This window comes from Micromonospora sp. NPDC047670, from assembly GCF_043204915.1.
Lineage (GTDB): Bacteria > Actinomycetota > Actinomycetes > Mycobacteriales > Micromonosporaceae > Micromonospora.
Genome location: NZ_JBIDDA010000008.1, coordinates 18263 through 41776, shown reverse-complemented (window position 1 = coordinate 41776; position 23514 = coordinate 18263). Strand labels below are relative to the sequence as shown.

The 23514-nt window shown below is 76.6% G+C and carries 23 protein-coding genes; 14 read left to right on the top strand and 9 right to left on the bottom strand.

Annotation, left to right across the window (positions count from 1 at the left end):
• Positions 1-30: 30 nt before the first annotated feature.
• From ACGF7U_RS20255 to ACGF7U_RS20230, 6 genes are all read left to right on the top strand, one after another.
• Positions 31-924, top strand: a complete 894-nt coding sequence (locus ACGF7U_RS20255) for a LysR family transcriptional regulator (protein ID WP_393108738.1) — start codon at positions 31-33, stop codon at positions 922-924.
• Between the two features lie 52 nt (positions 925-976).
• Positions 977-1471 (top strand): SsrA-binding protein SmpB, encoded by a 495-nt coding sequence (smpB, locus tag ACGF7U_RS20250; protein ID WP_393108736.1) that lies wholly within the window; start codon positions 977-979, stop codon positions 1469-1471.
• 312 nt (positions 1472-1783) lie between these two features.
• The gene (locus ACGF7U_RS20245) at positions 1784-2209 is read left to right on the top strand and encodes a molybdopterin-binding protein (RefSeq protein WP_393108734.1); all 426 of its coding nucleotides are present in this window, start codon (positions 1784-1786) and stop codon (positions 2207-2209) included.
• A gap of 38 nt (positions 2210-2247) precedes the next feature.
• Positions 2248-3006, top strand: a complete 759-nt coding sequence (modA, locus tag ACGF7U_RS20240) for a molybdate ABC transporter substrate-binding protein (protein WP_393109203.1) — start codon at positions 2248-2250, stop codon at positions 3004-3006.
• Complete coding sequence (locus ACGF7U_RS20235) at positions 3003-3818, top strand: ABC transporter permease (RefSeq protein WP_393108732.1); 816 nt, start codon at positions 3003-3005, stop codon at positions 3816-3818. Before modA ends, ACGF7U_RS20235 begins: the two co-directional genes overlap by 4 nt.
• Entirely contained in the window at positions 3815-4876 is a 1062-nt protein-coding gene (locus tag ACGF7U_RS20230; RefSeq protein ID WP_393108731.1) for an ABC transporter ATP-binding protein, read from the top strand. Before ACGF7U_RS20235 ends, ACGF7U_RS20230 begins: the two co-directional genes overlap by 4 nt.
• Positions 4877-4901: 25 nt before the next feature.
• Here ACGF7U_RS20230 and ACGF7U_RS20225 read toward each other — a convergent pair whose 3' ends face one another.
• Complete coding sequence (locus ACGF7U_RS20225; RefSeq protein WP_393108729.1) at positions 4902-5330, bottom strand: type II toxin-antitoxin system Phd/YefM family antitoxin; 429 nt, start codon at positions 5328-5330, stop codon at positions 4902-4904.
• 163 nt (positions 5331-5493) lie between these two features.
• Between ACGF7U_RS20225 and ACGF7U_RS20220 the strand changes: the two genes are divergently transcribed.
• The 6 genes from ACGF7U_RS20220 (at position 5494) to ACGF7U_RS20195 (ending at position 12000) form a co-directional block, all read left to right on the top strand.
• Complete coding sequence (locus tag ACGF7U_RS20220; protein WP_393108727.1) at positions 5494-6279, top strand: RNA ligase family protein; 786 nt, start codon at positions 5494-5496, stop codon at positions 6277-6279.
• A 278-nt stretch (positions 6280-6557) separates the two neighbouring features.
• Entirely contained in the window at positions 6558-6848 is a 291-nt protein-coding gene (locus tag ACGF7U_RS20215; protein WP_393108725.1) for a hypothetical protein, read from the top strand.
• Between the two features lie 56 nt (positions 6849-6904).
• Entirely contained in the window at positions 6905-8449 is a 1545-nt protein-coding gene (locus ACGF7U_RS20210) for a chitinase (protein WP_393108723.1), read from the top strand.
• A gap of 76 nt (positions 8450-8525) precedes the next feature.
• Positions 8526-9050, top strand: a complete 525-nt coding sequence (locus ACGF7U_RS20205; RefSeq protein ID WP_393108721.1) for a PadR family transcriptional regulator — start codon at positions 8526-8528, stop codon at positions 9048-9050.
• Positions 9047-9727, top strand: coding sequence for an ABC transporter ATP-binding protein (locus ACGF7U_RS20200; RefSeq protein WP_393108719.1), 681 nt, complete (start codon positions 9047-9049; stop codon positions 9725-9727). The genes ACGF7U_RS20205 and ACGF7U_RS20200 overlap by 4 nt, the downstream gene beginning before the upstream one ends.
• Entirely contained in the window at positions 9724-12000 is a 2277-nt protein-coding gene (locus ACGF7U_RS20195; RefSeq protein ID WP_393108717.1) for an FtsX-like permease family protein, read from the top strand. Before ACGF7U_RS20200 ends, ACGF7U_RS20195 begins: the two co-directional genes overlap by 4 nt.
• 67 nt (positions 12001-12067) lie before the next feature.
• Here ACGF7U_RS20195 and ACGF7U_RS20190 read toward each other — a convergent pair whose 3' ends face one another.
• From ACGF7U_RS20190 to ACGF7U_RS20180, 3 genes are all read right to left on the bottom strand, one after another.
• On the bottom strand, positions 12068-13318 hold the full coding sequence (locus ACGF7U_RS20190; RefSeq protein ID WP_393108715.1) for a (Fe-S)-binding protein: 1251 nt from the start codon (positions 13316-13318) through the stop codon (positions 12068-12070).
• Positions 13315-14700 carry an FAD-binding oxidoreductase gene (locus ACGF7U_RS20185; RefSeq protein WP_393108713.1) on the bottom strand — a complete coding sequence of 462 codons (1386 nt, stop codon included), beginning with the start codon at positions 14698-14700 and terminating at the stop codon, positions 13315-13317. Before ACGF7U_RS20185 ends, ACGF7U_RS20190 begins: the two co-directional genes overlap by 4 nt.
• Before the next feature lie 191 nt (positions 14701-14891).
• On the bottom strand, positions 14892-15881 hold the full coding sequence (locus tag ACGF7U_RS20180; RefSeq protein ID WP_393108711.1) for an ArsR family transcriptional regulator: 990 nt from the start codon (positions 15879-15881) through the stop codon (positions 14892-14894).
• Between the two features lie 124 nt (positions 15882-16005).
• Between ACGF7U_RS20180 and ACGF7U_RS20175 the strand changes: the two genes are divergently transcribed.
• The gene (locus tag ACGF7U_RS20175; RefSeq protein WP_393108709.1) at positions 16006-17265 is read left to right on the top strand and encodes an MFS transporter; all 1260 of its coding nucleotides are present in this window, start codon (positions 16006-16008) and stop codon (positions 17263-17265) included.
• On the opposite strand, the gene ACGF7U_RS20170 is transcribed toward ACGF7U_RS20175, so the two are convergent.
• The 4 genes from ACGF7U_RS20170 to ACGF7U_RS20155 all read right to left on the bottom strand — a co-directional run bounded on the left by ACGF7U_RS20170 (position 17216) and on the right by ACGF7U_RS20155 (position 20962).
• Complete coding sequence (locus ACGF7U_RS20170; protein ID WP_393108707.1) at positions 17216-17659, bottom strand: hypothetical protein; 444 nt, start codon at positions 17657-17659, stop codon at positions 17216-17218. The two genes, ACGF7U_RS20175 and ACGF7U_RS20170, sit on opposite strands and share 50 nt — an antisense overlap.
• Positions 17660-17766: 107 nt before the next feature.
• Positions 17767-18618 (bottom strand): sugar phosphate isomerase/epimerase family protein, encoded by an 852-nt coding sequence (locus tag ACGF7U_RS20165; protein ID WP_393108705.1) that lies wholly within the window; start codon positions 18616-18618, stop codon positions 17767-17769.
• Positions 18615-19724: a dihydrodipicolinate synthase family protein gene (locus ACGF7U_RS20160; protein WP_393109201.1), complete on the bottom strand. Its 1110-nt coding sequence runs from the start codon at positions 19722-19724 to the stop codon at positions 18615-18617. The genes ACGF7U_RS20165 and ACGF7U_RS20160 overlap by 4 nt, the downstream gene beginning before the upstream one ends.
• A gap of 86 nt (positions 19725-19810) precedes the next feature.
• The gene (locus ACGF7U_RS20155) at positions 19811-20962 is read right to left on the bottom strand and encodes a Gfo/Idh/MocA family protein (protein WP_393108703.1); all 1152 of its coding nucleotides are present in this window, start codon (positions 20960-20962) and stop codon (positions 19811-19813) included.
• Positions 20963-21261: 299 nt separating this feature from the next.
• On the opposite strand from ACGF7U_RS20155, the gene ACGF7U_RS20150 reads away from it, so the two are divergent.
• Complete coding sequence (locus ACGF7U_RS20150; protein ID WP_393108701.1) at positions 21262-22392, top strand: LacI family DNA-binding transcriptional regulator; 1131 nt, start codon at positions 21262-21264, stop codon at positions 22390-22392.
• Here the strand turns inward: ACGF7U_RS20150 and ACGF7U_RS20145 are convergent.
• Positions 22277-23389 (bottom strand): glycerate kinase, encoded by a 1113-nt coding sequence (locus tag ACGF7U_RS20145; RefSeq protein ID WP_393108699.1) that lies wholly within the window; start codon positions 23387-23389, stop codon positions 22277-22279. The two genes, ACGF7U_RS20150 and ACGF7U_RS20145, sit on opposite strands and share 116 nt — an antisense overlap.
• Positions 23390-23514 lie beyond the last annotated feature (125 nt).

Sequence of the window (23514 nt, the reverse complement as noted above, 5' to 3'; positions counted from 1 at the left end):
TGAGCGCATGGCTTGGCGTACGCTCGGCGGGTGCAACCGCTGGCCCTCGAGGTGTTCCGCACGGTGGCCCGCCACGGGTCGATCACGGCCGCCGCCCGCGAGCTGCGCTACACCCAGTCGGCGGTCTCGCGGCAGATCGCGGCGCTGGAGGCCGACCTGGGTGTGGTGCTGTTCGACCGTCTCCCGCGCGGCGTCGCGCTGACCGAGCCGGGGCGGTGCCTGTTGCCGCACGCCGACGCGGTGCTGGAGCGGCTGGCCACCGCGCACCGGGACCTCGACGCCCTGCGCGGGCTGGGCGGCGGCCGACTGCGGGTGGGCGCGTTCCCGACCGCGATGGCGGCCCTCGTGCCACGCGCGCTGGCCGGTTTCCGGGGCGCGCACCCGCGGGTGGCCCTGTCGGTGGTGGAGGGGCGGACGCCGGACCTGCTGGAGCGACTGCTCGCCGGCGACGCCGACATCGCCGTGGTGAGCACGCCGCCCGACCGGCCGCTGGACGCCGGGCGCTTCGACCTGCACCACCTGCTCGACGAGCACCTGCTGGTCGCGGTGGCCCGGGAGCACCCGCTGGCCCGGCGCCGCACGGTACGCCTGGCGGAACTGGCCGACGACCCGTTCATCGCCGGGTCGCCCGGCGGCGAGGACCCGTTGATGCGCGCCACCATGCCGCCCGGCTTCCGGCCCCGGGTGGACATCGTCGCCGCCGACTGGACCGGCAAGCTGGGCTGCGTGGCGGCCGGCCTCGGGGTGGCGCTGGTCCCGGCGCTGGCGATCCGGGCCGCCCCGGCCGACCTGGCCCTGCTGCGCCTGCACGCCGACGACGCGCCGGCCCGCCGGGTGTACGCGGCCACCGCCGCCGGCCGGCACCGCCCGCCCGCGGTCGCCCGGCTGCTCGCCGGCCTGGCCGAGGCGGCCCGCGGGCTCTGAGCCGGGGACCGGGGGCCGGGGTCACGACCGCCGGGCGGATATCCTCCACGGGGTGAACCCGGCCCGGCAGACCGAGCGCAAGCTGATCGCCTCGAACAAGAAGGCGCGGCACGACTACACGATCCTCAAGACCTACGAGGCGGGCATCGTGCTGGCCGGCACCGAGGTCAAGTCGCTGCGCGAGGGGCGGGCGTCGCTGGTCGACGCGTTCGCCCAGGAACACGACGGCGAACTCATGCTGCACGGGCTGCACATCGCCGAGTACGGCTTCGGCAGCTGGACCAACCACGCGCCGCGACGGACCCGCAAGCTGCTGCTGCGCCGGGTGGAGATCGCCCGGATCCTGGAGAAGACCCGCGAGGGCGGCCTGACCCTGGTGCCGCTGTCGATGTACTTCGCGGGCGGCTGGGCGAAGGTCGAACTCGCCCTGGCCAAGGGCAGGAAGTCGTACGACAAGCGGCAGGCGCTGGCCGAGCGGGACGCCGAGCGGGAGATCGCCCGGGAGTTGGGCCGCCGCCTCAAGGGCCGCACCGCGCGGCGGGACTGACGACCACCCGCCTGCCGCTCAACCGCTCAGCGGCGGCCCTGGCCCGCCGCCGCCGGTCCCGTCGTCCTGACCCACCGCGGCCTCCCGGTCGCCGCCCGCGCCGAGCCCTCCGTCGTGCTCCGTACCCACACCGCGCGCCGGCCGTACGGCCCGTGTCGCTGGCCGCCCCGGCCGTGGGGCTGTCGTCCGCCCGCCGGCGGCCACTCGCCGGCCGATCCCCTCTCGGCTGCCAGGGCCGACGTCCAGGGCAGCAGCATCCGCGAGGGCAGGCGCGTTTTCGGCCTCGCACCTGCCGGGGGCTAGGGTGGGCCGGTGACGCCGTTCCGCATCGGCGAGGCCGCCGAGCTGCTCGGGGTCAGCGCCGACACCGTGCGCCGCTGGGTCGACGCCGGCCGGCTCATCGCCGGCCGCGACGAGCACGGGCACCGGGTGATCGACGGAGTCGACCTCGCCGCGTTCGCGCGCGGGCAGGCAGCCGACCCCGACGAGCGGTCGGACGCCTCCTCGGCCCGCAACCGGCTGCGCGGCATCGTGGTCAACGTCGTCAAGGACACGGTCATGGCGCAGGTCGACATCCAGGCCGGGCCGTTCCGGATCGTCTCGCTGATGAGCCGGGAGGCCGTCGACGAGCTGGACCTGCGGGTCGGCTCGCTGGCCGTCGCGGTGATCAAGTCGACCACGGTGGTGGTGGAACGGGCCACCCCGCCGGCCGCCGTCCGGGGGAGGCAGGGATCGTGAGGGCGGGTCCCCGACCGGGGCGCGGGCGCCGGGGCCGGCTGCGCACGGTGGCCGCGGTCCTCGCCCTCGCCGTCCTGGCCGGCTGCGGCGGCGGGGGCTCCGCCGCCGGCGGCACAGGCGTCGGCGGCACGGTGACCGTGTTCGCCGCGGCCTCGCTGACCGAGTCGTTCACCCGGCTCGGCCGGGACTTCGAGGCGACCCACCCGGGCACGAGCGTGGTCTTCAACTTCGCGGGCAGCTCGGCGCTGGCCGCCCAGGTCAACCAGGGCGCGCCGGCCGACGTGTTCGCCTCGGCGGCGACGCGGAACATGGCCACGGTCACCGGGGCCGGCAACGCCGACGGCGATCCGGTCGTCTTCGTGCGCAACCAGCTCGTCGTCGCCGTGCCGAGGGGCAACCCGCGGGGCGTCGCCGGGCTGGCCGACCTGACCCGCCCGGGGCTGACCGTCGCGCTCTGCGCCGAGCAGGTGCCCTGCGGCGCGGCGGCGCGCACGGCGCTCGACGCCGCCTCGGTCAGCCTCACCCCCGTCACCCTGGAGCAGGACGTCCGGGGCGCGCTGGCCAAGGTGCGGCTGGGCGAGGTCGACGCGGCCCTCGTCTACCGCACGGACGCGCTGGCCGCCGCGGCCGACGTGACGGCCGTCGAGTTCCCCGAGTCGGCCCACGCCGTCAACGACTACCCGATCGTGGCGCTGCGGGACGCGCCGAATCCGGCCGGCGGTCGGGCGTTCGTCGCGTACGTCCGAGGGGAGCGGGGCCGGGCGGTGCTCACCGAGGCCGGGTTCCAGGCCCCGTGAGGCGTACGGACGGCGCGCGTGGGAGGCGGCGGGGCGCCGGGGTGCCCGTCGCGCTGCTGCTGCCGGCCGTGCTCGGCCTGGTGTTCCTCGTCCTGCCGCTGGTCGGCCTGCTGGCCCGTACGCCCTGGGCCACCCTGCCGCAGCGGCTGACCGAGCCGGGCGTGCTCACCGCGCTGCGGCTGTCCCTGCTGACCGCCACCCTCGCCACGCTGCTCTGCCTGCTGCTCGGGGTGCCGCTGGCATGGCTGCTGGCCCGCGTCGAGTTCCCCGGCCGCCGCCTGGTGCGCGCCCTGGTCACCGTGCCGCTGGTGCTGCCACCCGTGGTCGGCGGGGTGGCGCTGCTGCTGGTCTTCGGCCGGCGGGGCCTGCTCGGTGGGTGGCTCGACACGACGTTCGGAATCACCCTGCCGTTCAGCACCACCGGCGTGGTGCTGGCGGAGGCGTTCGTGGCGATGCCGTTCCTCGTGATCGCCGTGGAGGGCGCGCTGCGCGGCGCGGACCACCGGTACGAGGAGGCGGCGGCGACGCTCGGCGCCGGTCGGTGGACGACGTTCACCCACGTCACCCTGCCCCTGGTGGCGCCCGGCCTGGCCGCCGGCGCGGTGCTGTGCTGGGCCCGGGCGCTCGGCGAGTTCGGCGCCACCATCACCTTCGCCGGCAACTATCCCGGCCGGACGCAGACCATGCCGCTGGCGGTCTACCTGGCGCTGGAGACGGACGTGCAGGCCGCCGTGGTGCTCAGCCTCGTCCTGCTCACCGTCTCGGTCGCCATCCTGGCGGGGCTGCGCGACCGCTGGATCACCAGCCCGTGAGCGCGCCCCTGCTCGACGCCCACCTCGTCGTCGACCGGGGCGGGTTCCGCCTCGACGTGCCGTTGCGGGTCGCCGCCGGCGAGGTCGTCGCGCTGCTCGGCCCCAACGGGGCGGGCAAGACGACGGCGCTGCGCGCGCTGGCCGGGCTGCTCCCGCTGACCGCCGGCCACCTCACCCTCGACGGCGTCGACCTGGACCGGCCGGGGCGCGCCTGGACGCCGACCGAGCGCCGACCGGTCGGCGTGGTGTTCCAGGACTACCTGCTCTTCCCCCACCTCAGCGCGCTGGACAACGTGGCGTTCGGGCCGCGGCGGCACGGGGCCGACCGGCGCGCCGCCCGGGAGACCGCGCGCGCCTGGCTGGACCGCGTCGGCCTGGCCGCGCACGCCCACCGCCGGCCCCGGCAGCTCTCCGGCGGGCAGGCGCAGCGGGTCGCGCTGGCCCGCGCGCTCGCGGTCGCGCCCGCGCTGCTGCTGCTGGACGAGCCGCTCGCCGCGCTCGACGCGCGCACGCGGCTGGACACCCGGGCCGAGCTGCACCGGCACCTCGCCGCGCACGCGGGGGCCACCCTGCTGGTGACCCACGACCCGTTGGACGCCCTGGTGCTGGCCGACCGGCTGGTGATCGTCGAGGAGGGGCGGGTGGTGCAGGAGGGGGACGCCGCGACCGTCACCACGCGCCCGCGCACCGACTACGTGGCCCGGCTGGTCGGGCTGAACCTGCACCGGGGGCGCGCGCGGGGGCACCGCGTCCGGGTGGCCGACGGGTTGACCCTCACCGTCGCCGACCGGCTCGACGGTGACGCGTTCGTCGCCTTCCGGCCGTCTGCGGTGGCCCTGCACCCGTCGCGGCCCGAGGGCAGCCCGCGCAACACGTGGGCGGCGACCGTGGTCGGGGTGCAGCGGCACGGCGACAACCTGCGGGTGCGACTGGACGGGCCGATCGGGGTGGCGGCGGACGTCACGCCGGCCGCCGCCGCCCAGCTTCGGCTGGCTCCCGGGCAGCCGGTCTGGGCCGCGGTCAAGGCGGCGGAGACCCACGCGTACCCCGCTGTCTGACGATGCCGGCCCGGTGGGGCGCCCGTCAGGGTGCGGGGTCGGCGGCGGCCAGCAGGTCGGCGTGGGCGGCGCGCAGCCGGGCGAGGCCGGGATCGCTGCCCGGCCGGACGCGGCGATCGAGCTCGGCCCACGCCTCGGCGAGGGCGGCGGTGACCGCGCGCAGCTCGGCGGAGTGCCGCCGGCTGCTCTGCCGGTGCGCCTCGTCGAGCCGCCGGGCCCAGCCGGCGGTCACGGCGGCGAGGCGGTCCGCGTCGGCGCGGGCCTGCGCGCCGGTGCGGGCGGCGGCGGCCGGAACGATCGCGGCGACCGGTCGGGGATCGCCGTCGCGGGTGACGACGGTGACGGTGTCGGTCAGCTCGGCCAGCGCGACGAGCTGCGTGAACCGGGTGCGCGCCTCGCGCAGCGGCACCGAGCGCGGCTGGTCGGTGTGCGGGGTGAGAGCGGGAACGGCCATGGATGGATGGTCGCCGCCGGGTACGACATTTCCGCCCGCGGTCCGTCCACCGTGGACGGCGACGGGCGAAAATGGCGCTCTCCCGACTGTCGCGGCCGGTTACGCTGCCCGCCCAGCGCCGCACCGCATCCGGTGCGGCGGACCTGCCACCCAGGAGGATGCCGTGTCCAGCCTCGACGTCCGGACGGTCGACCTGCGGGCGATCAACTCGCTGACCAAGTACCCGTCGATCCCGACCTACCACGCCCTGGACCCCCGCGACGGCGGGCTGCTGGCGGAGTGCGTCGAGTTCACCGGACCGGTCACGCTCACCGAGAAGATCGACGGGACGAACGCCCGGATCGTCGTGCTGCCCGGCGGCGCGTACCTGATCGGCAGCCGGGAGGAGCTGCTGTACGCGCGGGGCGACCTGATCGGCAACCCGGCGCTCGGCATCGTCGACGCGCTGCGCGACGTGGCCGAGCGGCTGACCGTCACGGCGGCGGACGACCGGATCACGGTCTTCTACCTCGAGGTGTACGGCGGCCGGGTGACCGCCGCCTCCCGGCACTACACGGCCAGCCGCCAGGTCGGGCACCGGCTGTTCGACGTGGCGGTGCTGGCCGACCCCGCGCCGATGCTCGCTTGGCCGGCCCAGCGGATCTCGGCCTGGCGCGACGGCGGCGGCCAGCGCTTCCTGGGCGAGTCGGAACTCGTGGCGCGGGCCGACGCGCTGGGCCTGGCGACCGTGCCCCGCCTCGCCACCGTCGCCGCCGGGGAGCTGCCCCGGGAGATCGACAAGACCCACACCCTCCTCGTCGACCACCTGCCGCGAACCATGGTGGCCCTGGACGGGCCGGGCGGCCGGTCCGAGGGGCTCGTGCTCCGTGCGACGGACCGCTCGGTCATCGCCAAGGCGCGGTTCCAGGACTACGAGCGCACGCTGAGGCGCCGCGAGGGCCGGCGCTGACCCCGGTTCCGGCGGCGCGTCCCGACGACGGGCCGCCGGGTCCCCGCCGCGGCCGGCCCGGCGACGGCCGGTACGGCCGTGGGCGGCCCGGCCGGTGGCGGGCCCGGCCACGGAGGGCAACCGCCCGGCCGGCCGGGATCCGCGACGGCGGACGGAGCCCACAGCGGCGACGACGGGCGGCGCGGCGGCGACGCGGCGAGCCTGCTGCACGCCTGGCTGCACTTCGCCCACCGCCCGCCGACGCGGCCGCACGGCGGAGCGAGGAGCTGCTGCTCGCCATGACCGACCCGTACCGGTCGTACGACATGGCGGAGTGCGGCGACGTCCGGGTCGGCCCGGCGTGCCCGCCCGACCTGCTCGCCGCCGTGGTGGGTGAGCGACTGACCCGCGCGGCGGTGCTGGCCGAGACGGCCACCGGGCACTGCTCGGGGCTGCTGCTGCGCTTCGGCGACGCCGAACTGCTCGTCGCCACCCTCGGCGACGGGTGGGTGCTGGCGCGGGACCCGGCGAGGCCCACCGTCGGGGCGCGCTGGACGATCCGGCCCGCACACCTGGACAACTACAGTTAACAATCCTAATAATTGTGCATCCGTCGATCCGACGGCCCTCGTACCGGGAGGTCCGGATGCGTCGTCCTGCCCGAAGACTGCTGCTGGCCGCCGTCGCGGCCCTCGCCACCGTCACCGCCACCACCCTGGTCCTGGCCGCGCCGGCACAGGCCGCCGGCCCGACCGCCACCTTCGTCAAGACCTCCGACTGGGGCACGGGATGGGAGGGGCGCTACACCATCGCCAACGGCGGCCCGACCACCGTCACCGGTTGGCAGGTCGCCTTCACCCTGCCGGTGGGCACCACGCTCGGCTCCTACTGGGACGCCACGGTGACCAGCGCCGGCCAGCGGCACACCTTCACCAACCGCTCGTGGAACGGCACCGTCGCCCCCGGCGCCTCGGTGTCGTTCGGCTTCCTGGCCACCGGCTCCGGCTCCCCCACCGACTGCGCGCTCAACGGCGCGCCCTGCGCGGGCGGCACGCCCACCAGCCCGCCGACCACCGCGCCGCCGACGAGTGCGCCGCCCACCACGGCGCCACCCACCACGGCGCCGCCGACCACCCCGCCGCCCACCACTCCCCCGGCCGGCGGGCTGCCCCGGCACGCGCTGATCGGCTACCTGCACGCCAGCTTCGCCAACGGCTCGGGCTACCTGCGGATGGCCGACGTGCCGGCCGACTGGGACATCGTGAACCTCGCCTTCGGCGAGCCCACCACGGCGACCTCGGGCGACATCCGCTTCCAGCTCTGCCCGCCCGCCGAGTGCCCGGGCGTCGAGACCGAGGCCGAGTTCGTCGCGGCGATCCGCGCCAAGCAGGCGCAGGGCAAGAAGGTGCTGCTCAGCATCGGCGGGCAGAACGGCCAGGTCCAGCTCACCACGACCGCCGCCCGCGACACCTTCGTCCGGTCGGTGTCGGCCATCATCGACCGGTACGGGCTCGACGGGCTCGACATCGACTTCGAGGGGCACTCGCTCTACCTGGACGCCGGGGACACCGACTTCCGCAACCCGACCACGCCGGTGGTCGTCAACCTCATCTCCGCGATCCGCACCCTCAAGCAGCGGTACGGGGCGGGCTTCGTGCTCACCATGGCGCCGGAGACGTTCTTCGTCCAGCTCGGCTACCAGTTCTACGGGTCGGGCCCGTGGGGCGGGCAGGACCCCCGCGCCGGGTCGTACCTGCCGGTGATCCACGCGCTGCGTGACGACCTCACCGTGCTGCACGTGCAGGACTACAACTCCGGGCCCATCATGGGGCTCGACAACCAGTACCACACGATGGGCAGCGCGGACTTCCACGTCGCGATGACGGACATGCTGCTGGCCGGCTTCCCGGTCGCCGGCAACCCCGACCGCTTCTTTTCGCCGCTGCGCGAGGACCAGGTGGCCTTCGGGGCACCCTCGTCCCCCAGCGCCGGCAACGGCTACCTGGCCCCGGCGGGGGTACAGGCGGCGGTGACCTGCCTGGTGAAGGGGCAGAGCTGCGGGTCGTACGCCCCGCGCAGCGGCACCAACCCTGCCTTCCGGGGGCTGATGACCTGGTCGATCAACTGGGACCGGTTCTACGCCTGGGAGTTCCGCCTGCGCCACGGCCCGTTCCTGCGGTCGCTGCCCTGACGCCGGCACAACTCGGCCGGAACCGGTCACGGGGCACTATACACACCGCGTATACTCGGTGTGTATAGTCGCCGCCATGTCGATCGGACAGACCTTCCTCGGCCTCCTGGAGGCCACCCCCCGCCACGGCTACGACATCAAACGCCTCTACGACGAGCGCTTCGGCCACGCCCGGCCGCTCGCGTACGGGCAGGTCTACGCCACCCTCTCCCGCCTGCTGCGCAGCGGCCTGGTCGAGGTGGAGGCGGTCGAGCCCGGCGAGGGCCCGGAGCGCAAGCGGTACGCGATCACCGAAGCCGGCGTCACCGACGTGGGACAGTGGCTGGCCCGGGCGGAGAAGCCCGAGCCGTACCTGCAGAGCACCCTCTACACCAAGGTGGTGCTCGCCCTGCTGACCGGCCGCTCCGCCGCCGACCTGCTCGACGTGCAGCGCGGCGAGCACCTGCGGATGATGCGCGAGCTGACCCGCCGCAAGCGCGACGGCGACCTCGCCGAGCAGCTCATCTGCGACCACGCCCTGTTCCACCTGGAGGCCGACCTGCGCTGGCTGGAGCTGACCGCCGCCCGCCTCGACGACCTCGCCGCGGCGGTCCGGTCGTGAGCGCGCCGCTGCTGGTCGCCGAGGATCTGCACCGCTCGTACGGCCCCACCCGGGCGCTCGCCGGCGCCAGCCTGCGCGTCCACCCCGGCGAGGTGCTCGCCGTGATGGGCTCCTCGGGCTCCGGCAAGTCCACCCTCCTGCACTGCCTCGCCGGCATCGTCCGGCCCGACTCCGGCCGCGTGCTGCACGCCGGCCGCGACCTGGCCACCCTCACCGACGCCGAGCGCAGCGCGCTGCGCCGGGAGGCGTTCGGCTTCGTCTTCCAGTTCGGCCAGCTCGTGCCGGAACTGACCTGCCTGGAGAACGTCGCGCTGCCGCTGCGGCTGGACCGGGTCGCCCGCCGCGAGGCGGAGCGCCGAGCCGCCGAGTGGCTGGACCGACTGGAGGTCACCGAGGTGGCCGGGAAGCGGCCCGGCGAGGTCTCCGGCGGGCAGGGGCAGCGGGTGGCCGTCGCCCGGGCGCTGGTCACCCGCCCCCGGGTGGTCTTCGCCGACGAGCCGACCGGCGCGCTCGACTCGCTCAACGGCGAGCGGGTGATGCGGCTACTCACCGGGGCGGCGCGGGAGACCGGCGCGGCGGTGGTGCTGGTGACCCACGAGGCGCGGGTCGCCGCGTACTCCGATCGGGAGGTGGTGGTGCGCGACGGCCGCACCCGCGACCTGGAGGTGGCGGCGTGACGCGCCTCCGCCACGGCGCGGCCGATCTGGCCCTGGGCGCCCGGATGGCGTTCACCGGTGGGCGGGACGGCTGGCTGCGCGCGGTGCTCACCGCGGTCGGCGTCGGCGTCGGAGTGGCGATGCTGCTGCTCGCCGCCGCGGTGCCCGGCGCGCTGGACGCCCGCGAGGCGCGCGGCGACGCCCGCGACGACCTGCGGATGGGCGAACCGATTCCGGCCGCCGCGAACACCCTGCTGCTCCGGCAGGCCGACACCGAGTTTCGCGGGCAGCCCGTGCGGGGCCGGGTGCTGCGACCCGAGGGACCGGCCGCACCGGCGCCGCCGGGGGTGCCGGCGCTGCCCCGCGCGGGTGAGGTGGTGGTCTCCCCCGCGCTGCGCGACCTGCTCGACTCCGCCGACGGCGCGCTGTTCGCACCCCGGCTGGGCGGGGCCCGGGTCACCGGGGTCATCGGCGACGAGGGCCTCGCCGGCCCGCGGGAGCTGGCCTTCTACCTGGGCAGCGACCGGCTGAGGGTGGCGGACGGCGCGACCCGGCTGGACGCGTTCGGCGGCGGGCTGCCCGGCGAGCCCTTCGGTCCGGTGCTGATGGTGCTGGTGGTCGTCATCTTCGTGGTCCTGCTGCTGCCGATCGCCGTCTTCCTCGGCGCGGCCGTGCGGTTCGGCGGCGAACGCCGCGACCGGCGGCTGGCCGCCCTGCGGCTGGTCGGCGCGGACGCGGCGATGGTCCGGCGGATCGCCGCCGGGGAAGCGGCCGCCGCCGCGCTGCTCGGCGTCGCGGTCGGCGGCGCGCTCTTCGCGCTCGGCCGGCAGGTGGTGCCGCTGGTCACCCTGATGGACCTCAGCGTGTACGCCGCCGACGTGCGCCCGCCGCTGCCGTTGGTCGCCGCCGTGGCGGTGGCGGTGCCGGCGCTCGCCGTGGTGGTGACCCTCGTGTCGATGCGCGCCGTGCTGGTCGAGCCGCTCGGGGTGAGCCGGCGGGCGACGCCGGTGCGCCGCCGGCTGGCGTGGCGGCTGCTGCTGCCGGCCGCCGGGCTCGGGCTGCTGCTGGCCGGCACCGCCGGCGTCGCTCCGCTGGGCGCCGAGCGGCAGACGGCGGCCGGCGCGGTGCTGCTGCTGGTCGGCGTGGTCACCCTGCTGCCCTGGCTGACCGACCTGCTGGTCCGCCGGCTGCGCGGCGGCCCGGTGCCGTGGCAGCTCGCGGTGCGCCGCATCCAGCTCGACAGCGCCGCCTCGGCGCGCCTGGTCAACGGCATCGCGGTCGCGGTGGCGGGCACCATCGGGCTGCAGATGCTCTTCGCCGGCGTTGCCGGCCAGTTCACCTTCGACACCGGGCAGGACACCTCCCGGGGGCAGGTGCAGGTGCAGTTCGCGGCCGGCGCGGAGGCCACCGCGGCGGTGGACCGGCTGGCCAGCGCGCCCGGCGTGACCGGCAGCAACACCACCCTGCTGACCGTGGTCGCGGTCGCCGACAGCCTCGCCGACCTGCGGATCGGCGACTGCGCCGAGCTGGCCGAGTTCGCCCGGCTCGACCGGTGCGCCGACGGCGACGTCTTCCTGGTCCGGGACGCCACGGCCCCCCAGGCGGACATCCGGCCGGGCGTGACCGTCACGGTCCCGGACGTCGACGGGTCGGCCTGGCACCTCCCCCGGGACGCCCGGGAGGTGCCGATGCGCGCCGACCCCGCCGGCCACCGGCACACCAGCGTGCTGGCCACCCCGGGTGCGGTCGGCGCCGCCCGGCTGGGCCCGCTGCGCGCGGACGCGTACCTGCGGCTCGCGCCCGACCGGCCGGACGCGGTGGAGCACGTCCGCAACGTCGCCGCCGGGGCCGACCCGTTCGCCTCGGTCCTCACCCTGACCGAGACCAGGCAGGCCGACAGGTTCGTCAACGTCACGCGCGGCCTCTACATCGGCGCCGCGGTCACCCTGCTGCTGATCGGGGCCAGCATGCTGGTCGGCGTGCTGGAGCAGCTCCGGGAACGCCGCCGGCTGCTGGCGATGCTGGTCGCGGTGGGCACCCGGCGCAGCACGCTGAGCTGGTCGGTGCTGTGGCAGAGCGCCGTGCCGGTGGTGATCGGGCTCGTCCTGGCGGTGGCCTTCGGCCTGGGGCTGGGCGCGGTGCTGCTGCGCATGGTGCACGCGCCGGTCGCGGTCGCCTGGCCGGCGGTGGGCGTCTCCACCGGGCTCGGCGCGGCGGTGGTGCTGCTGGTCACCGGGCTCAGCCTGCCGGCGCTGTGGCGGCTGACCCGGCCGGACGGCATCCGCACCGAGTGAGGGGGGCACCCGGCCGGGCCGGCCCCGCGGCAACCGGCCCCGGCGTGCCCCGTGCCGACCGACCCGGTCAGCCGGCTGGGGGCGGCGGCTCGACGCGGGTGAGCAGTTCGGCGAGGTGCACGGCCCGGACGGTCGAGCGGCGTCGGCGCAGCCCGGTGCGCAGTTGCCGCAGGCAGCCGGGGTTGACGGCCACCACCAGGTCGACCCCGGCGGCCTCGATCTCGTCGAGCTTCGCGTCCAGGATCCGCCGCGACTCCTTGGGCCGCAGCAGGGAGTACGTGCCGGCGGCGCCGCAGCAGGTGGCCGCCGAGGGCAGTTCGACGTAGTCCGCGACCTGGCGCAGCAGCGCCCGCGGCTCGGCGAAGACGCCGAGGCCGTTGCGCAGGTGGCAGGAGTCCTGCAGGGCGACCCGGGCGCGCCGGCCGGCCACCCGCAGCTCGGTGCCGGCGGGCCGGGCGGCGAGCCAGGTGGACAGCTCGCGCACCCGGTCCCGGCCGAGCACGGAGGCGAGGTGCGCCGCGCAGCCGCCGGAGGTGGTGACGATCGTGCCGGGCAGCTCCTCGCCAAGGCGTTCGGCCAGCCGCTCGCCGCCGGCCAGGTCCCCGTTGTGCGCGTGCAGCGCCCCGCAGCAACCCTGCGCGGTGGGGACCGCCAGCGCCGGGTCGAGGGCCCGCGCGGCCCGGCTGACCGCCGGGAACAGGCCCCGCTCGACACAGCCCAGCATGAGCTGTGCGCCGGACCCGCCGGCGGCGTCGGGATCGCCGGCGGCCGGCGAGGTCGCGGCGGGAGCGGGCGCGCCAGTGGGCGACGCGGCCGGCGCGGCCCGCCCGGCCGGCGGAGTGGCCGGCCCGCCCGACGGCGCGGACCGGCCGGCCGGCGGGGCGGGCGACCCGGCCGGCGTCGCCCGCGCGGGTGGGGGCGGGGCGGCGGCCGGGCCGTGGGCGGCACGGCGCACCAGGCCGAGCAGCCGCAGCAGCCACCGCTGCTCGACCAGCACCATCAGCGCCCGGGCCACCAGGGGCCGCCGCCGGCCGCGCCACTGGTGGACCCGCCACTGCTCCAGCAGGCTGCCGTACTCCACCCCGGCGGGGCAGACCGGCTCGCAGGCGCGGCAACCCAGGCAGAACGAGGACTGCTCGGCGAGCGTGCCGTCGTCCGGGGGGAGGGTGCCGTCCTGCAACGCCCGCATCAGCGTGATCCGGCCCCGCGGCGAGGACGCCTCGTCGCCGGTCATCGCGTACGTGGGGCAGGCCGGCAGGCAGAAGCCGCAGGAGATGCAGCGGGACAACTGCTCGGGGTCGAACACGTCGCCGGTCACGAGCCCAGCTTTCCGGGGTTGAGGATGCCCGCCGGGTCGAAGGCGGTCTTGATCCGGCGCAGCAGGGCAAGCTGGTCGTCGCCGAGGCGGGCGGCGAGGAACGGCAGCTTGGCCGCCCCCACCCCGTGCTCGCCGGTGATGGTGCCGCCGAGGTCGAGAGCGGCGGCGAAGACGTCGGCGAAGGCCGCCTCGGCCCGGCGTACCGCGTCGTGGTCCTCGGCGGAGTCGAGGACGCAGGTGGGGTGCAGGTTGCCGTCCCCGGCGTGGCCGAAGGTGGCGATGGCGACGCCGTGCCGGTCGGCGATCGCGTCGATCCGGTCGACCATCTCGGCGATTCTCGGCCGGGGCACGGTCGCGTCCTCCAGGATCGTCACCCCGCCCCGGCGGGACAGCGCCGGCAGCGCGCAGCGGCGCGCGGCCAGCAGCGCCTCGGCCTGGGCGACCTCGCGGGCGGTGGTGACCTCGACCGCGCCGGCGTCGACGCAGGCCGCGCCGATGCGGTCCAGGTGGGTGGCGACCAGGTCCGGCGGGCCGTCGTCGCCGAAGAGCAGCAGCGCCCCGGCGTCGGCGCGCAACCCCAGGTGCGCGAAGTCCTCCACCGCCCGGATGCAGGCCCGGTCGAGGAACTCCAGGGTCGCCGGGACCACGCCGGCCCGGATCACCCGGGCGACGGCCTCCCCCGCCCCGGCGAGCGTCGGGAAGTACGCCACCCCGGTGTTGCTCGACGCCGGCGCGGGCAGCAGCGCCACCGTCGCCTCGGTGAGCACGGCGAGCGTGCCCTCGGAGCCGGTGAGCAGGCGGGTCAGGTCGTAGCCGGCGACGTCCTTCCACAGCCGGCCGCCGGTGCGGATCACCTCGCCGGTGGGCAGCACCGCCTCCAGGCCCAGCACGTAGTTGCGGGTCACCCCGTACTTCAGCCCGCGCAGCCCGCCGGCGCAGGTGGCGATGGTGCCGCCGACGGTGGCGACGGTCCGGCTGCCCGGGTCGGGCGCCCAGAGCAGCCCCCGCGCGGCGGCGGCGTCGGCCAGCGCGGCGCTGGTCACGCCGGGCTGCACCCGGGCCAGCAACTCGTCGGCGCTGACCTCCAGGACGGCGTTGAGCCGGGTCAGCACCAGCACGATCCCGCCGCGCAGCGGCACCGTCGCCGCGCAGAGGTTCGAGCCCGCGCCGCGCGGCACCACCGGCACCCGGTGCCGGGTGGCCAGAGCCAGCACGGCGGCCACCTCGGCGGTGTCGGCCGGGAAGACCACCGCGTCGGGCCGGTGCGAGAAGAGCGGGGTGGCGTCCCGCGCGTACGCCACCAGGTCGCCGGCCGCGTCGTGCACGTGTGACGGGCCGACGATGCCGCGCAGCTCGGCGAGGACGGTCGCGGACAGCGCCATGCCGACCCTTTCCGGCGCCCCGGCCGCGCCCGTAGATTTCTTCCGGCTGTCGGCCCGATGTTCGGCGACAGTTTTCAACCGGATCATAGAGAGCCGGGCCGGCCAGGTGAAGACGCCGCCGTGGTGTCCCGGTCCCCCGCACGTCCGGTGCGGCTCGGGGCGCCGACGCCGCGGATCCGGCTCGGCGCCGGTCAGCCGGTGCTCGACGGGCCGACCAGTTGGTCGCCCAGAGGGCTGCGGCGGTACAGCACGTGCCGCCCGTCGCGGGCGCGGGTGATCAGGCCCGTGGCGTGCAGCACCCGCAGGTGCTGCGACACGGCGCTGGGCGTGACGGTGAGTCGGCGAGCGATCTCCACCGTCGGCAGCGGCTCGTCGAGGAGGCCGAGCAGGCGCGTCCTGGGCGCGCCGAGAAGCGACGTGAGAGCGGTCGAATCGACGCTCGGCGGCGGCGCCCAGAGCGTCGCCACCCCACGGCAGGGGTACGCCAGCCACGGTGGCTCCTCGGCGCTGACCGGCGGGGCGGGCTTGTGGGAGAACACCGACGGCACCAGCAGCAGCCCTCGACCGGCGGCCGCGACGCGGTGCCTGCCGATCATCTTGTCGATGTGCAGCACGCCCTCGTGCCATCGCAGGTTGGGGTGCATGTCGGCGAAGAGCAGGCGCGCGCCTCCCACGGCCAGTTGCCGGGCACGGTAGGTCATGTCCGCTTCCAGCACGAGTCGCAACTGCGGCCAGGACGGCCCGATCGCCGCGTCCCAGTAGCGCTGGAGATGGTCACAGATGGCGTCGCGGAGGGCGAGGACAGGAGCATCGTCGTCCGCGGCGACCGCCCGCAGGACGTCCGGAAGCCGGCCACGGGCGTACGCGGCCAACACGTCGCGGCGGACCACGTCCGCGGGCGTCCGGCGTACGGTCGTCAACTCCTCCTCGAAGGTCGCGGCGAACCTGGTCGGCCTCGGCGTCAGGAAGTCCGGGAGGGCACGGTCCGGCCCGACCAGGGACATCAGCAGGTCGGCGTCGAGCGCGTCGAGCCTGCCGAGTACCGACCTGCGCCACGGCAGGTGCAGCGCGGACAAGCCGGGCTCGCGCAGCACCCGGAGGCTGAGCACGGTCTCGTGGATCGGCGAGATCGCGAACCGGGTGTCCGCGAGGTCCTCGACGTCGAGCTCAAAGCTGATCATTAAGCCCCACGCTACATCGTTTGGCGACCATCGAGGTGTGCCGTGGACTTCCGGGCATGACACCCAGGATCGACATGACGGACCAGGCCGACCGGCGGCGCACGGCGATCGGCACGGGCGCGGCATGAGCCGCCGGCTGATCCTGCTGCTGGCCCTCGCGTGCGGGGTCGCCGTCGGCAACGTCTACTTTCCGCAGACGATCACCCCGTTGCTCGCCGCCGGCCTGCACGTCGACCCCGACTCGGCCGCGCTGGTGGTGACGGCGACGCAGTTCGGCTACGCCGCCGGGATCTTCCTGCTCGTGCCGCTCGGCGACCGGCTCCCGCACCGGCCGTTGCTCGTGGCCCTGCTCGGTCTCACCGGGTCGGGACTGCTCGCCGCGAGCCTCGCGCCCTCGCTGCCGCCGCTCGTCGGCGCGAGCGCCCTCGTCGGGGCCACCACCGTGGTGGCGCCGATCGTCGGCCCGATGGCGGCCGGCCTCGTGGCCGACGACCGGCGTGGCGTGGTCAGCGGCACGCTGTTGAGCGGCTCGATCGGGGGCATGCTGCTGTCCCGCACGGCCGCCGGCACCATCGGCGAGTGGCTGGGCTGGCGGGGCCCCTACCTGGTGGCCGCAGCGGTCGTGCTGCTCATCGCGGTGGTCATGGCCCGCGTGCTGCCGACGACGCGCCCGCCGTCCCGGCACGGGTACCCGGTGCTGCTGGCCGAGTCGCTGCGCCTGCTGCGGACCGAGTCCGACCTACGCCGCTCCTGCCTCTACCAGGCGACGGTCTTCGCCGGCTTCTCGGCCGTCTGGACCGCCGTGGCGCTCCTGCTGACCGGTCCGGCGTACGGCCTGGGCGCACCCGCGGTCGGGGTGCTCGCGCTGGTGAACGCGGCGACGATGCTCTGCACGCCGGTCGCGGGGCGCCAGGTGGACCGTCGCGGGCCCGACGCGGTCAACCTGATCTGCGTGCTCGTGGTCATCGTCTCGGCCGTCGTCCTCGCGATCGGCGGCCTCGGCGGGACGCTGGGCATGGCGGCCCTGGTGCTGGGCACGTTGCTGCTCGATGTCGGGATGCAGTCCGGCATGGTCGCCAACCAGGTGCGGATCTACGCCCTGCGCCCCGAGGTCCGCAGCAGACTCAACACCGCCTACATGACGTGTGCGTACCTCGGGGGCGGTGTGGGTTCCTGGCTCGGGGCCCGGACCCATACCCACCTCGGGTGGTCGGGCGTGTGCGCCTTCCTGGCGTTGCTCGCCGTGGTGGCCCTCGCCCACCAACTGACGTCGGCCCGTGCGGGCACGGCCGCCGCCTTGCGGCTCGACCGGGACGCCGCCGGCCGCCCGGCTGTCAGCGCGGCGGCAGGTGCTCGCGCAGCGCGGCGAACTCGGCCACGGTGAGGAAGGACGGGTTGGCCGCCTGCGGCTGCCGCAGGACCTCCGCGCCGGCGAGCCGGGCGTCGGCGCGGAACCGCTCCCGCCGGATCCGGTGCTCCTCGTCCAGCACCGTCAGGTCCAGCGGCACCGTCCAGGCCCCGCCCGGCTCGCCCGGCACGGCGGGCGCGGCCACCCGTCCCACGCCCCAGACGCCGTAGGCGAGCCGGCCGCGACTGCCGCTGGCCCAGAGGACCACCGGCTGGCCGGCCCGCATCAGGCGGGCCCGGTAACCCGGGCGTACGCACCAGCTCGTCACCCGGGGATCGCGGGCGAAGCGGGCGGCCAGGTCGGTCCGGTCGGCGTTGCCCTTGACCAGCCACGCGCCGAGGTCGTCGAGGCGCACCAGCCGGTCGGTCATCCCGCCATCCTCGCGCGGATCCCCGCCGGCCGCCGGGCGGGCCGGCGACCGGCGGGGACCGCAACCGGCCGGCGGGACCAGAACCGGCCGGCGGGACCGGACCGTCGTCAGGCGACGTGGCGCAGGTAGCCCGCGAGTGACGCGTCCAGCACCTCGCGGCCCGGGCGAGCCCACACCTCGGCGGAGAAGACCTCCACCTCGACCGGCCCGGTGTAGCCGGCCGCGTCGACGGCCTCCCGCAGCCGGCGCAGCTCGATGCAGCCGTCGCCGGGCAGCGCCCGGCCGAGCAGCACCCCCTCGGGCAGCGGGGTCACCCAGTCACAGACCTGGAAGGCGGCGATCCGCGCCCCGGCCCGCGCGATCTGCGCGTACACGGCGTCGTCCCACCACACGTGGTACGCGTCGACGACGACGCCGACCACGCCCGGGTCGAACCGTTCGGCGATGTCGAGCGCCTGGCCGAGGGTGGCCACCACGCAGCGGTCGGCGCAGAACATCGGGTGCAGCGGCTCGATCGCCAGGGTCACCCCGGCCGCCGCGGCGTGCGGGGCCAGCTCGGCGACGGCGTCGGCGACCCGGCGGCGGGCGCCCTCGACGTCCCGGCTGCCGGGCGGCAGCCCGCCGGAGACCAGCACCAGCACCGGGGCGCCGAGGGTGGCGGCCTCCTCGACGGCACGGAGGTTGTCGTCCCGCCAGTCGTCGGCGGTGAAGAACCCGCCCCGGCACAGCGAGGTGACGGCGAGGCCGGCGTCGCGGACGAGCTTGGCGGCGCGGGCCAGCCCGTACCCGGCCACCGGTTCCCGCCACAGCCCGATGCCGGGCACGCCGGCGGCGACGCAGCCGGCGACCACCTCGGGCAGCGGCCAGTGCTGCGCGGTGGCCTGGTTGAACGAGAACCGCCGCAGGGCGTCGGCGTCCCCGCCCGGCGGGACCGTGGCCGGCCCGGTGCCCGCGCTCACCGGGTCACCCCGGCGACGGTGAAGTAGGCCCGCGCGCGGGCGGCGGCCAGCTCGGCGTCGGGCAGCAGCCCGGCGGCGTCGGCGAGGGTGAGCAGGGTCGCCAGGTGCGCCGCCGAGCGACCGGACTGCGCCCCGCCGACCATCGTGAAGTGGTCCTGGTGCCCGGCCAGCCAGGCCAGGAAGACGATGCCCGTCTTGTAGTGCCAGGTGGGCGCGGCGAAGAGGTGCCGGGCCAGCGGCACGGTCGGCGCGAGGATCGCGTCGTACGCCGCCAGCTCGCCCCGGTCGAGCGCGGCCAGCGCGGCGCCGGCGGCCGGCGCGATCGCGGCGAACACCCCGAGCAGCGCGTCGGAGTGGCCGGCCTCGTCGCCCCGGATCAGCTCCGGGTAGTGGAAGTCGTCGCCGGTGTAGAGGCGCACGCCCGGGGGCAGGCGGCGGCGCAGCGCCACCTCGCGGTCGGCGTCGAGCAGCGACACCTTGATCCCGTCCACCCGGCCGTCGTGGGCCTTGACCAGTTCGACGACGGTGTCGGCGGCGAGGTCCAGGTCGGCCGAGCCCCAGTAGCCGGCCAGCGCCGGGTCGAACATCGGGCCGAGCCAGTGCAGCACCACCGGCTGGTCGGCGGCGGCCAGCAGCTCCGCGTACACCCGCAGGTAGTCCTCCGGGCCGCGGGCCGCGGCGGCCAGGTGACGGCTGCACATCAGCACCGGCCGGGCGCCGGCGGCCTGCACGTCGTCGAGCTGCTCGCGGTAGGCCCGGACGACCTCGGCCAGGGTGGCCGGGCCGGGCGGGAGCTGGTCGGTGTTGACCCCGGCGACGATCCGGCCGCCGGCCGCGCGGGCCTCGGCGGCGCTGCGCCGGACCAGTTCCCTGGTCGCCCGGTAGTCCAGGCCCATGCCGCGCTGCGCGGTGTCCATGGCTTCGGCCACCCCGAACCCGTGGGACCACAGGTGGTGCCGGAAGGCCAGGGTGCGGTCCCAGTCGAGCGCCGCCGGGGCGCCGGGGGTGTTCTCGGCCGTCGGGTCGGCCACCACGTGCGCGGCGGCGTACGCGATCCGGCTGGTCGGCGGCCCGGCGGGGCGCGGGAAGCCGGCGCCCCCGGTCAGCCGGTGCCGCCGACCGCCGGGCAGCACCACCTCCGCCCCGGCCACCGCGCCGCCGTCCGCTCGCGGGCCCGGCCCGTCGCCGGCGCTCACAGCTCCAGCTCCGGGATGTCGAGGCGGGCGCCCTCGCGGGCCGAGCGCAGGCCCAGCTCGGCGAGCTGCACGCCGCGCGCGCCGGCCAGGAAGTCCCACGGGAACGGCTCGTCGGCGACGACGTGCCGCAGGAACGCCTCCCACTGCACCTTGAAGCCGTTGTCGAACTCCTCGTTGTCGGGCACCTCGGTCCACTGTGCCCGGAAGTCCTCGGTGACCGGCAGGTCCGGGTTCCACACCGGCTTCGGGGTGACCGCGCGGTGCTGCACCCGGCAGCGGCGCAGCCCGGCGACGGCGCTGCCCTCGGTGCCGTCGACCTGGAACTCGACCAGCTCGTCCCGGTGCACCCGCACGCACCAGGAGGAGTTGAGCTGGGCCACCACGCCGCCGTCGAGTTCGAAGACGCCGTACGCGGCGTCGTCGGCGGTCGCCGGGTACGCCCGGCCCGCCTCGTCCACCCGCTGCGGCACGTGGGTGGCGGTGACGCAGGAGACCGTCCGCACCCGGCCGAAGAGTTCCTCCAGCACGTAGTGCCAGTGCGGGAACATGTCCACGACGATGCCGCCGCCGTCCTCGGCCCGGTAGTTCCAGGACGGACGCTGGGCGGGCTGCCAGTCGCCCTCGAAGACCCAGTAGCCGAACTCGCCGCGTACCGACAGGATCCGGCCGAAGAAGCCGCCGTCGATCAGCCGCTTGAGCTTGCGCAGCCCGGGCAGGAAGAGCTTGTCCTGCACCACCCCGGTCCTCACTCCCGCCGCGCGGGCCGCGCGGGCCAGGTCGAGCGCGCCGGCGGTGTCCTCGGCCAGCGGCTTCTCCGTGTAGACGTGCTTGCCGGCCTCGAGCGCCCGGCGGATCGCCTTCTCCCGCTGCTGGGTGACCTGGGCGTCGAAGTAGACCTCGACGTCGTCGCGGGCCAGCGCGGCGGTGAGGTCGGTGGTCCAGTCCGTCAGGCCGTGCCGCTCGGCGATGTCGCGGAGCTTGGTCTCGCTCCGCCCGACCAGGACGGGCTCGGGCCAGACGGTCGTGCCGTCGGCCAGGGGCACGCCGCCCTGCTCGCGGATCGCGAGCAGCGAGCGAACCAGGTGTTGGCGGTATCCCATCCGGCCGGTGACGCCGTTGACGATGATGCCGATCGGCCTGCGGGTCATGGTGTTCCTTCCCCCTGCGCGGGTGCTTGCGACCTGGACGGCGGCGGGCGGGCCCTGCTCCACGCCCGCCGCCGTCGCCCGGGCCGGGCCGGTCGACGTGTCAGGCAAACGCTTTCCTGGGCAGCGTAGGGAACCGCCCACGGATCGGGCAAGGGCTTTCCCGCCGCGTTTCCGGCCGCCCGTCCCGGCCGGTCCGGGCAGGGCCGGACGGCGCGACGGGAAAGGCCTTTCTCTGCGGTACGGTGGCGGGTGGCCGGCATGCTGGGGCGCGGCCGTCGAGAGCGACCGAGGGGGCGGCAGTGGCGACCCTGTCCGACGTGGCCCGGCGGGCGGGGGTCTCGCCCGCGACCGCCTCACGGGTGATCAACGGCAGCAGCAAGCCCGTCACCGACGAGCTGCGCGAGCGGGTGCTCCGGGCCGTCGCCGACCTGCAGTACGTGCCGAACGCGCACGCCCAACTGCTGGCCCGCTCGCACCGCACGGCGGTGGGCGTGATCGTGCACGACGTCTCCGACCCGTACTTCGCCGAGATCACCCGGGGGCTGCAACGGGTCGCCACCGACCAGGGGCGGCTGCTGATGATCTGCAACAGCTACCGCGACCCGGAGCGCGAGCTGGAGTACGTCGAGCTGCTCCGCGGCCAGCAGGTCGCCGCGATCATCCTGGCCGGCTCGGGCTACCACGACGCCACGTTCACCCGCCTGCTCAACGACAAGCTCGCAGCGTACGAGGCGACCGGCGGGCGGGTGGCCGTCATCGGCCGGCACGAGCACTCCGGCGACGCGGTGATGCCCGACAACCGCACCGGCGGCCGGCTGATCGGCGCGGAACTGTGCGAGCTGGGCCACCGGGCGATCGGGGTGGTGGCCGGGCCGGCGGTGCTGACCACCACCACCGACCGGCTCGCCGGGCTGCGGGAGGCCCTCGCCGCGCACGGGCGCGGCCTGCCCGAGCACCGCGTCCGCCACGCCGAGTTCGACCGCGACGGCGGCGCCGCCGCCACCGCCGCCCTGCTCGACGCCGACCCGGAGCTGACCGCCGTGGTCGCGCTCAACGACTCGATGGCGATCGGCGCGCTCGCGACGCTGCGCGCCCGCTCGATAGCGGTGCCGCGGCAGGTGTCGGTCGTCGGCTTCGACGACATGCCGATCGCCCGGGACGTGACCCCCGCGCTGACCACGGTTCGGCTGCCCCTGGTCGAGATGGGCGCCCGCGCCATGTCGCTGGCCCTCGACCCCGCGGCGGGCACGCCCCGCGTCGAGGTGCTCCCCGCCGAGGTGGTGCGCCGCGACAGCGCCGGCCCGGCGCCCGAGGTCACCCCGGTCCGCCCCCGGTCGGCCGGAACCGCCGCGCCAGCCGGCTCCCGGCCGCCGCGAGCCAGCGACGGGGCTCGGCCATCGCGGCCGGCCGCCCACCCGCCAGCGTCGTGAGCTCCTCCGTCGCCACCACGGGGGGCGGCGGAGGCGCGGCGACCTGCCCGGCCACGAGGTGGACTGGGACGCCGGCATCCCGGGCGGCGGCCAGCACGTGCCCGACGATCTTGCCCCGGGTGGACTGCCCGTCGAACCTGCCCTCGCCCGTCAGCACCAGGTCGGCGTCGGCGAGCGCGGCCGGCAGGCCGGCCACCTCGGCGATCGTGGCGGCGCCGGCGACCAGGGCGGCGCCCCAGGCGGCGGCGAGCCCGTAGCCGGTGCCCCCGGCCGCCCCGGCGCCGGGCTGGTCGGGCCGGCCGCCGAGCAGCCCGGCCAGCCGGTGCAGCCCCTCCTCCAGCCGGTCGACGTCCCCCGCCGAGGCGCCCTTCTGCGGCGCGAACTGGCGGGCGGCCCCGTCCGGCCCGAGCAGCGGCGCGGTCACGTCGACCAGGCAGGCCACCCCGCCGGGCGGGGGCGGCGGCAGCCCGGCGAGATCCACCGAGGCCAGCCGGGACAGGGGGCCGCCGCCGGGCGGCAGGTCGCGGCCCCGGGCGTCGCGCAGGCGTACGCCCAGGGCCCGCAACGCCCCGGTGCCCCCGTCGGTGCTCGCGGAGCCGCCGAGGGCGACCAGCAGGCGGCGGGTGCCCGGGTCGGCCAGCGCGGCGGCCACCAGTTCGCCCGTGCCGTGGGTGCTCGCGCCGAGAGCGTTCGACCGGGCCGCCAGCGGCAGGCCGCTGGCGGCGGCGAGCTCGACGACGGCCGTGCCGTCGGGCAGCAGCAGCCACCCCGCGCGGACCGGGCGGCCGTCCGGCCCGGTGACCCGCGCCGGCTGCCAGCGGGCCCCCGGATGCGCCTCGGCGAGCACGTCGCAGGTCCCCTCGCCCCCGTCCGCCAGCGGCACGAGCCGGACCTCGTCGTCGGGTCGCTCCCGGCGCCAGCCGTCGGCGACGGCCGCCGCGGCGTCCCGCGCCGGGACGCTGCCCTTGAACGAGTCGGGGGCCACGACCACCCTCATCCGCACCACCCCTCCCCCGCCGCGGCGCGCTCGTCCGCGGCTGGCGCGCCGCCCGCGCGACCACACCGTCGGGAAAGCGCTTGCCCGCGCAGTGTAGGGAGCCCGGCCACCCGTCGGCAACGCCC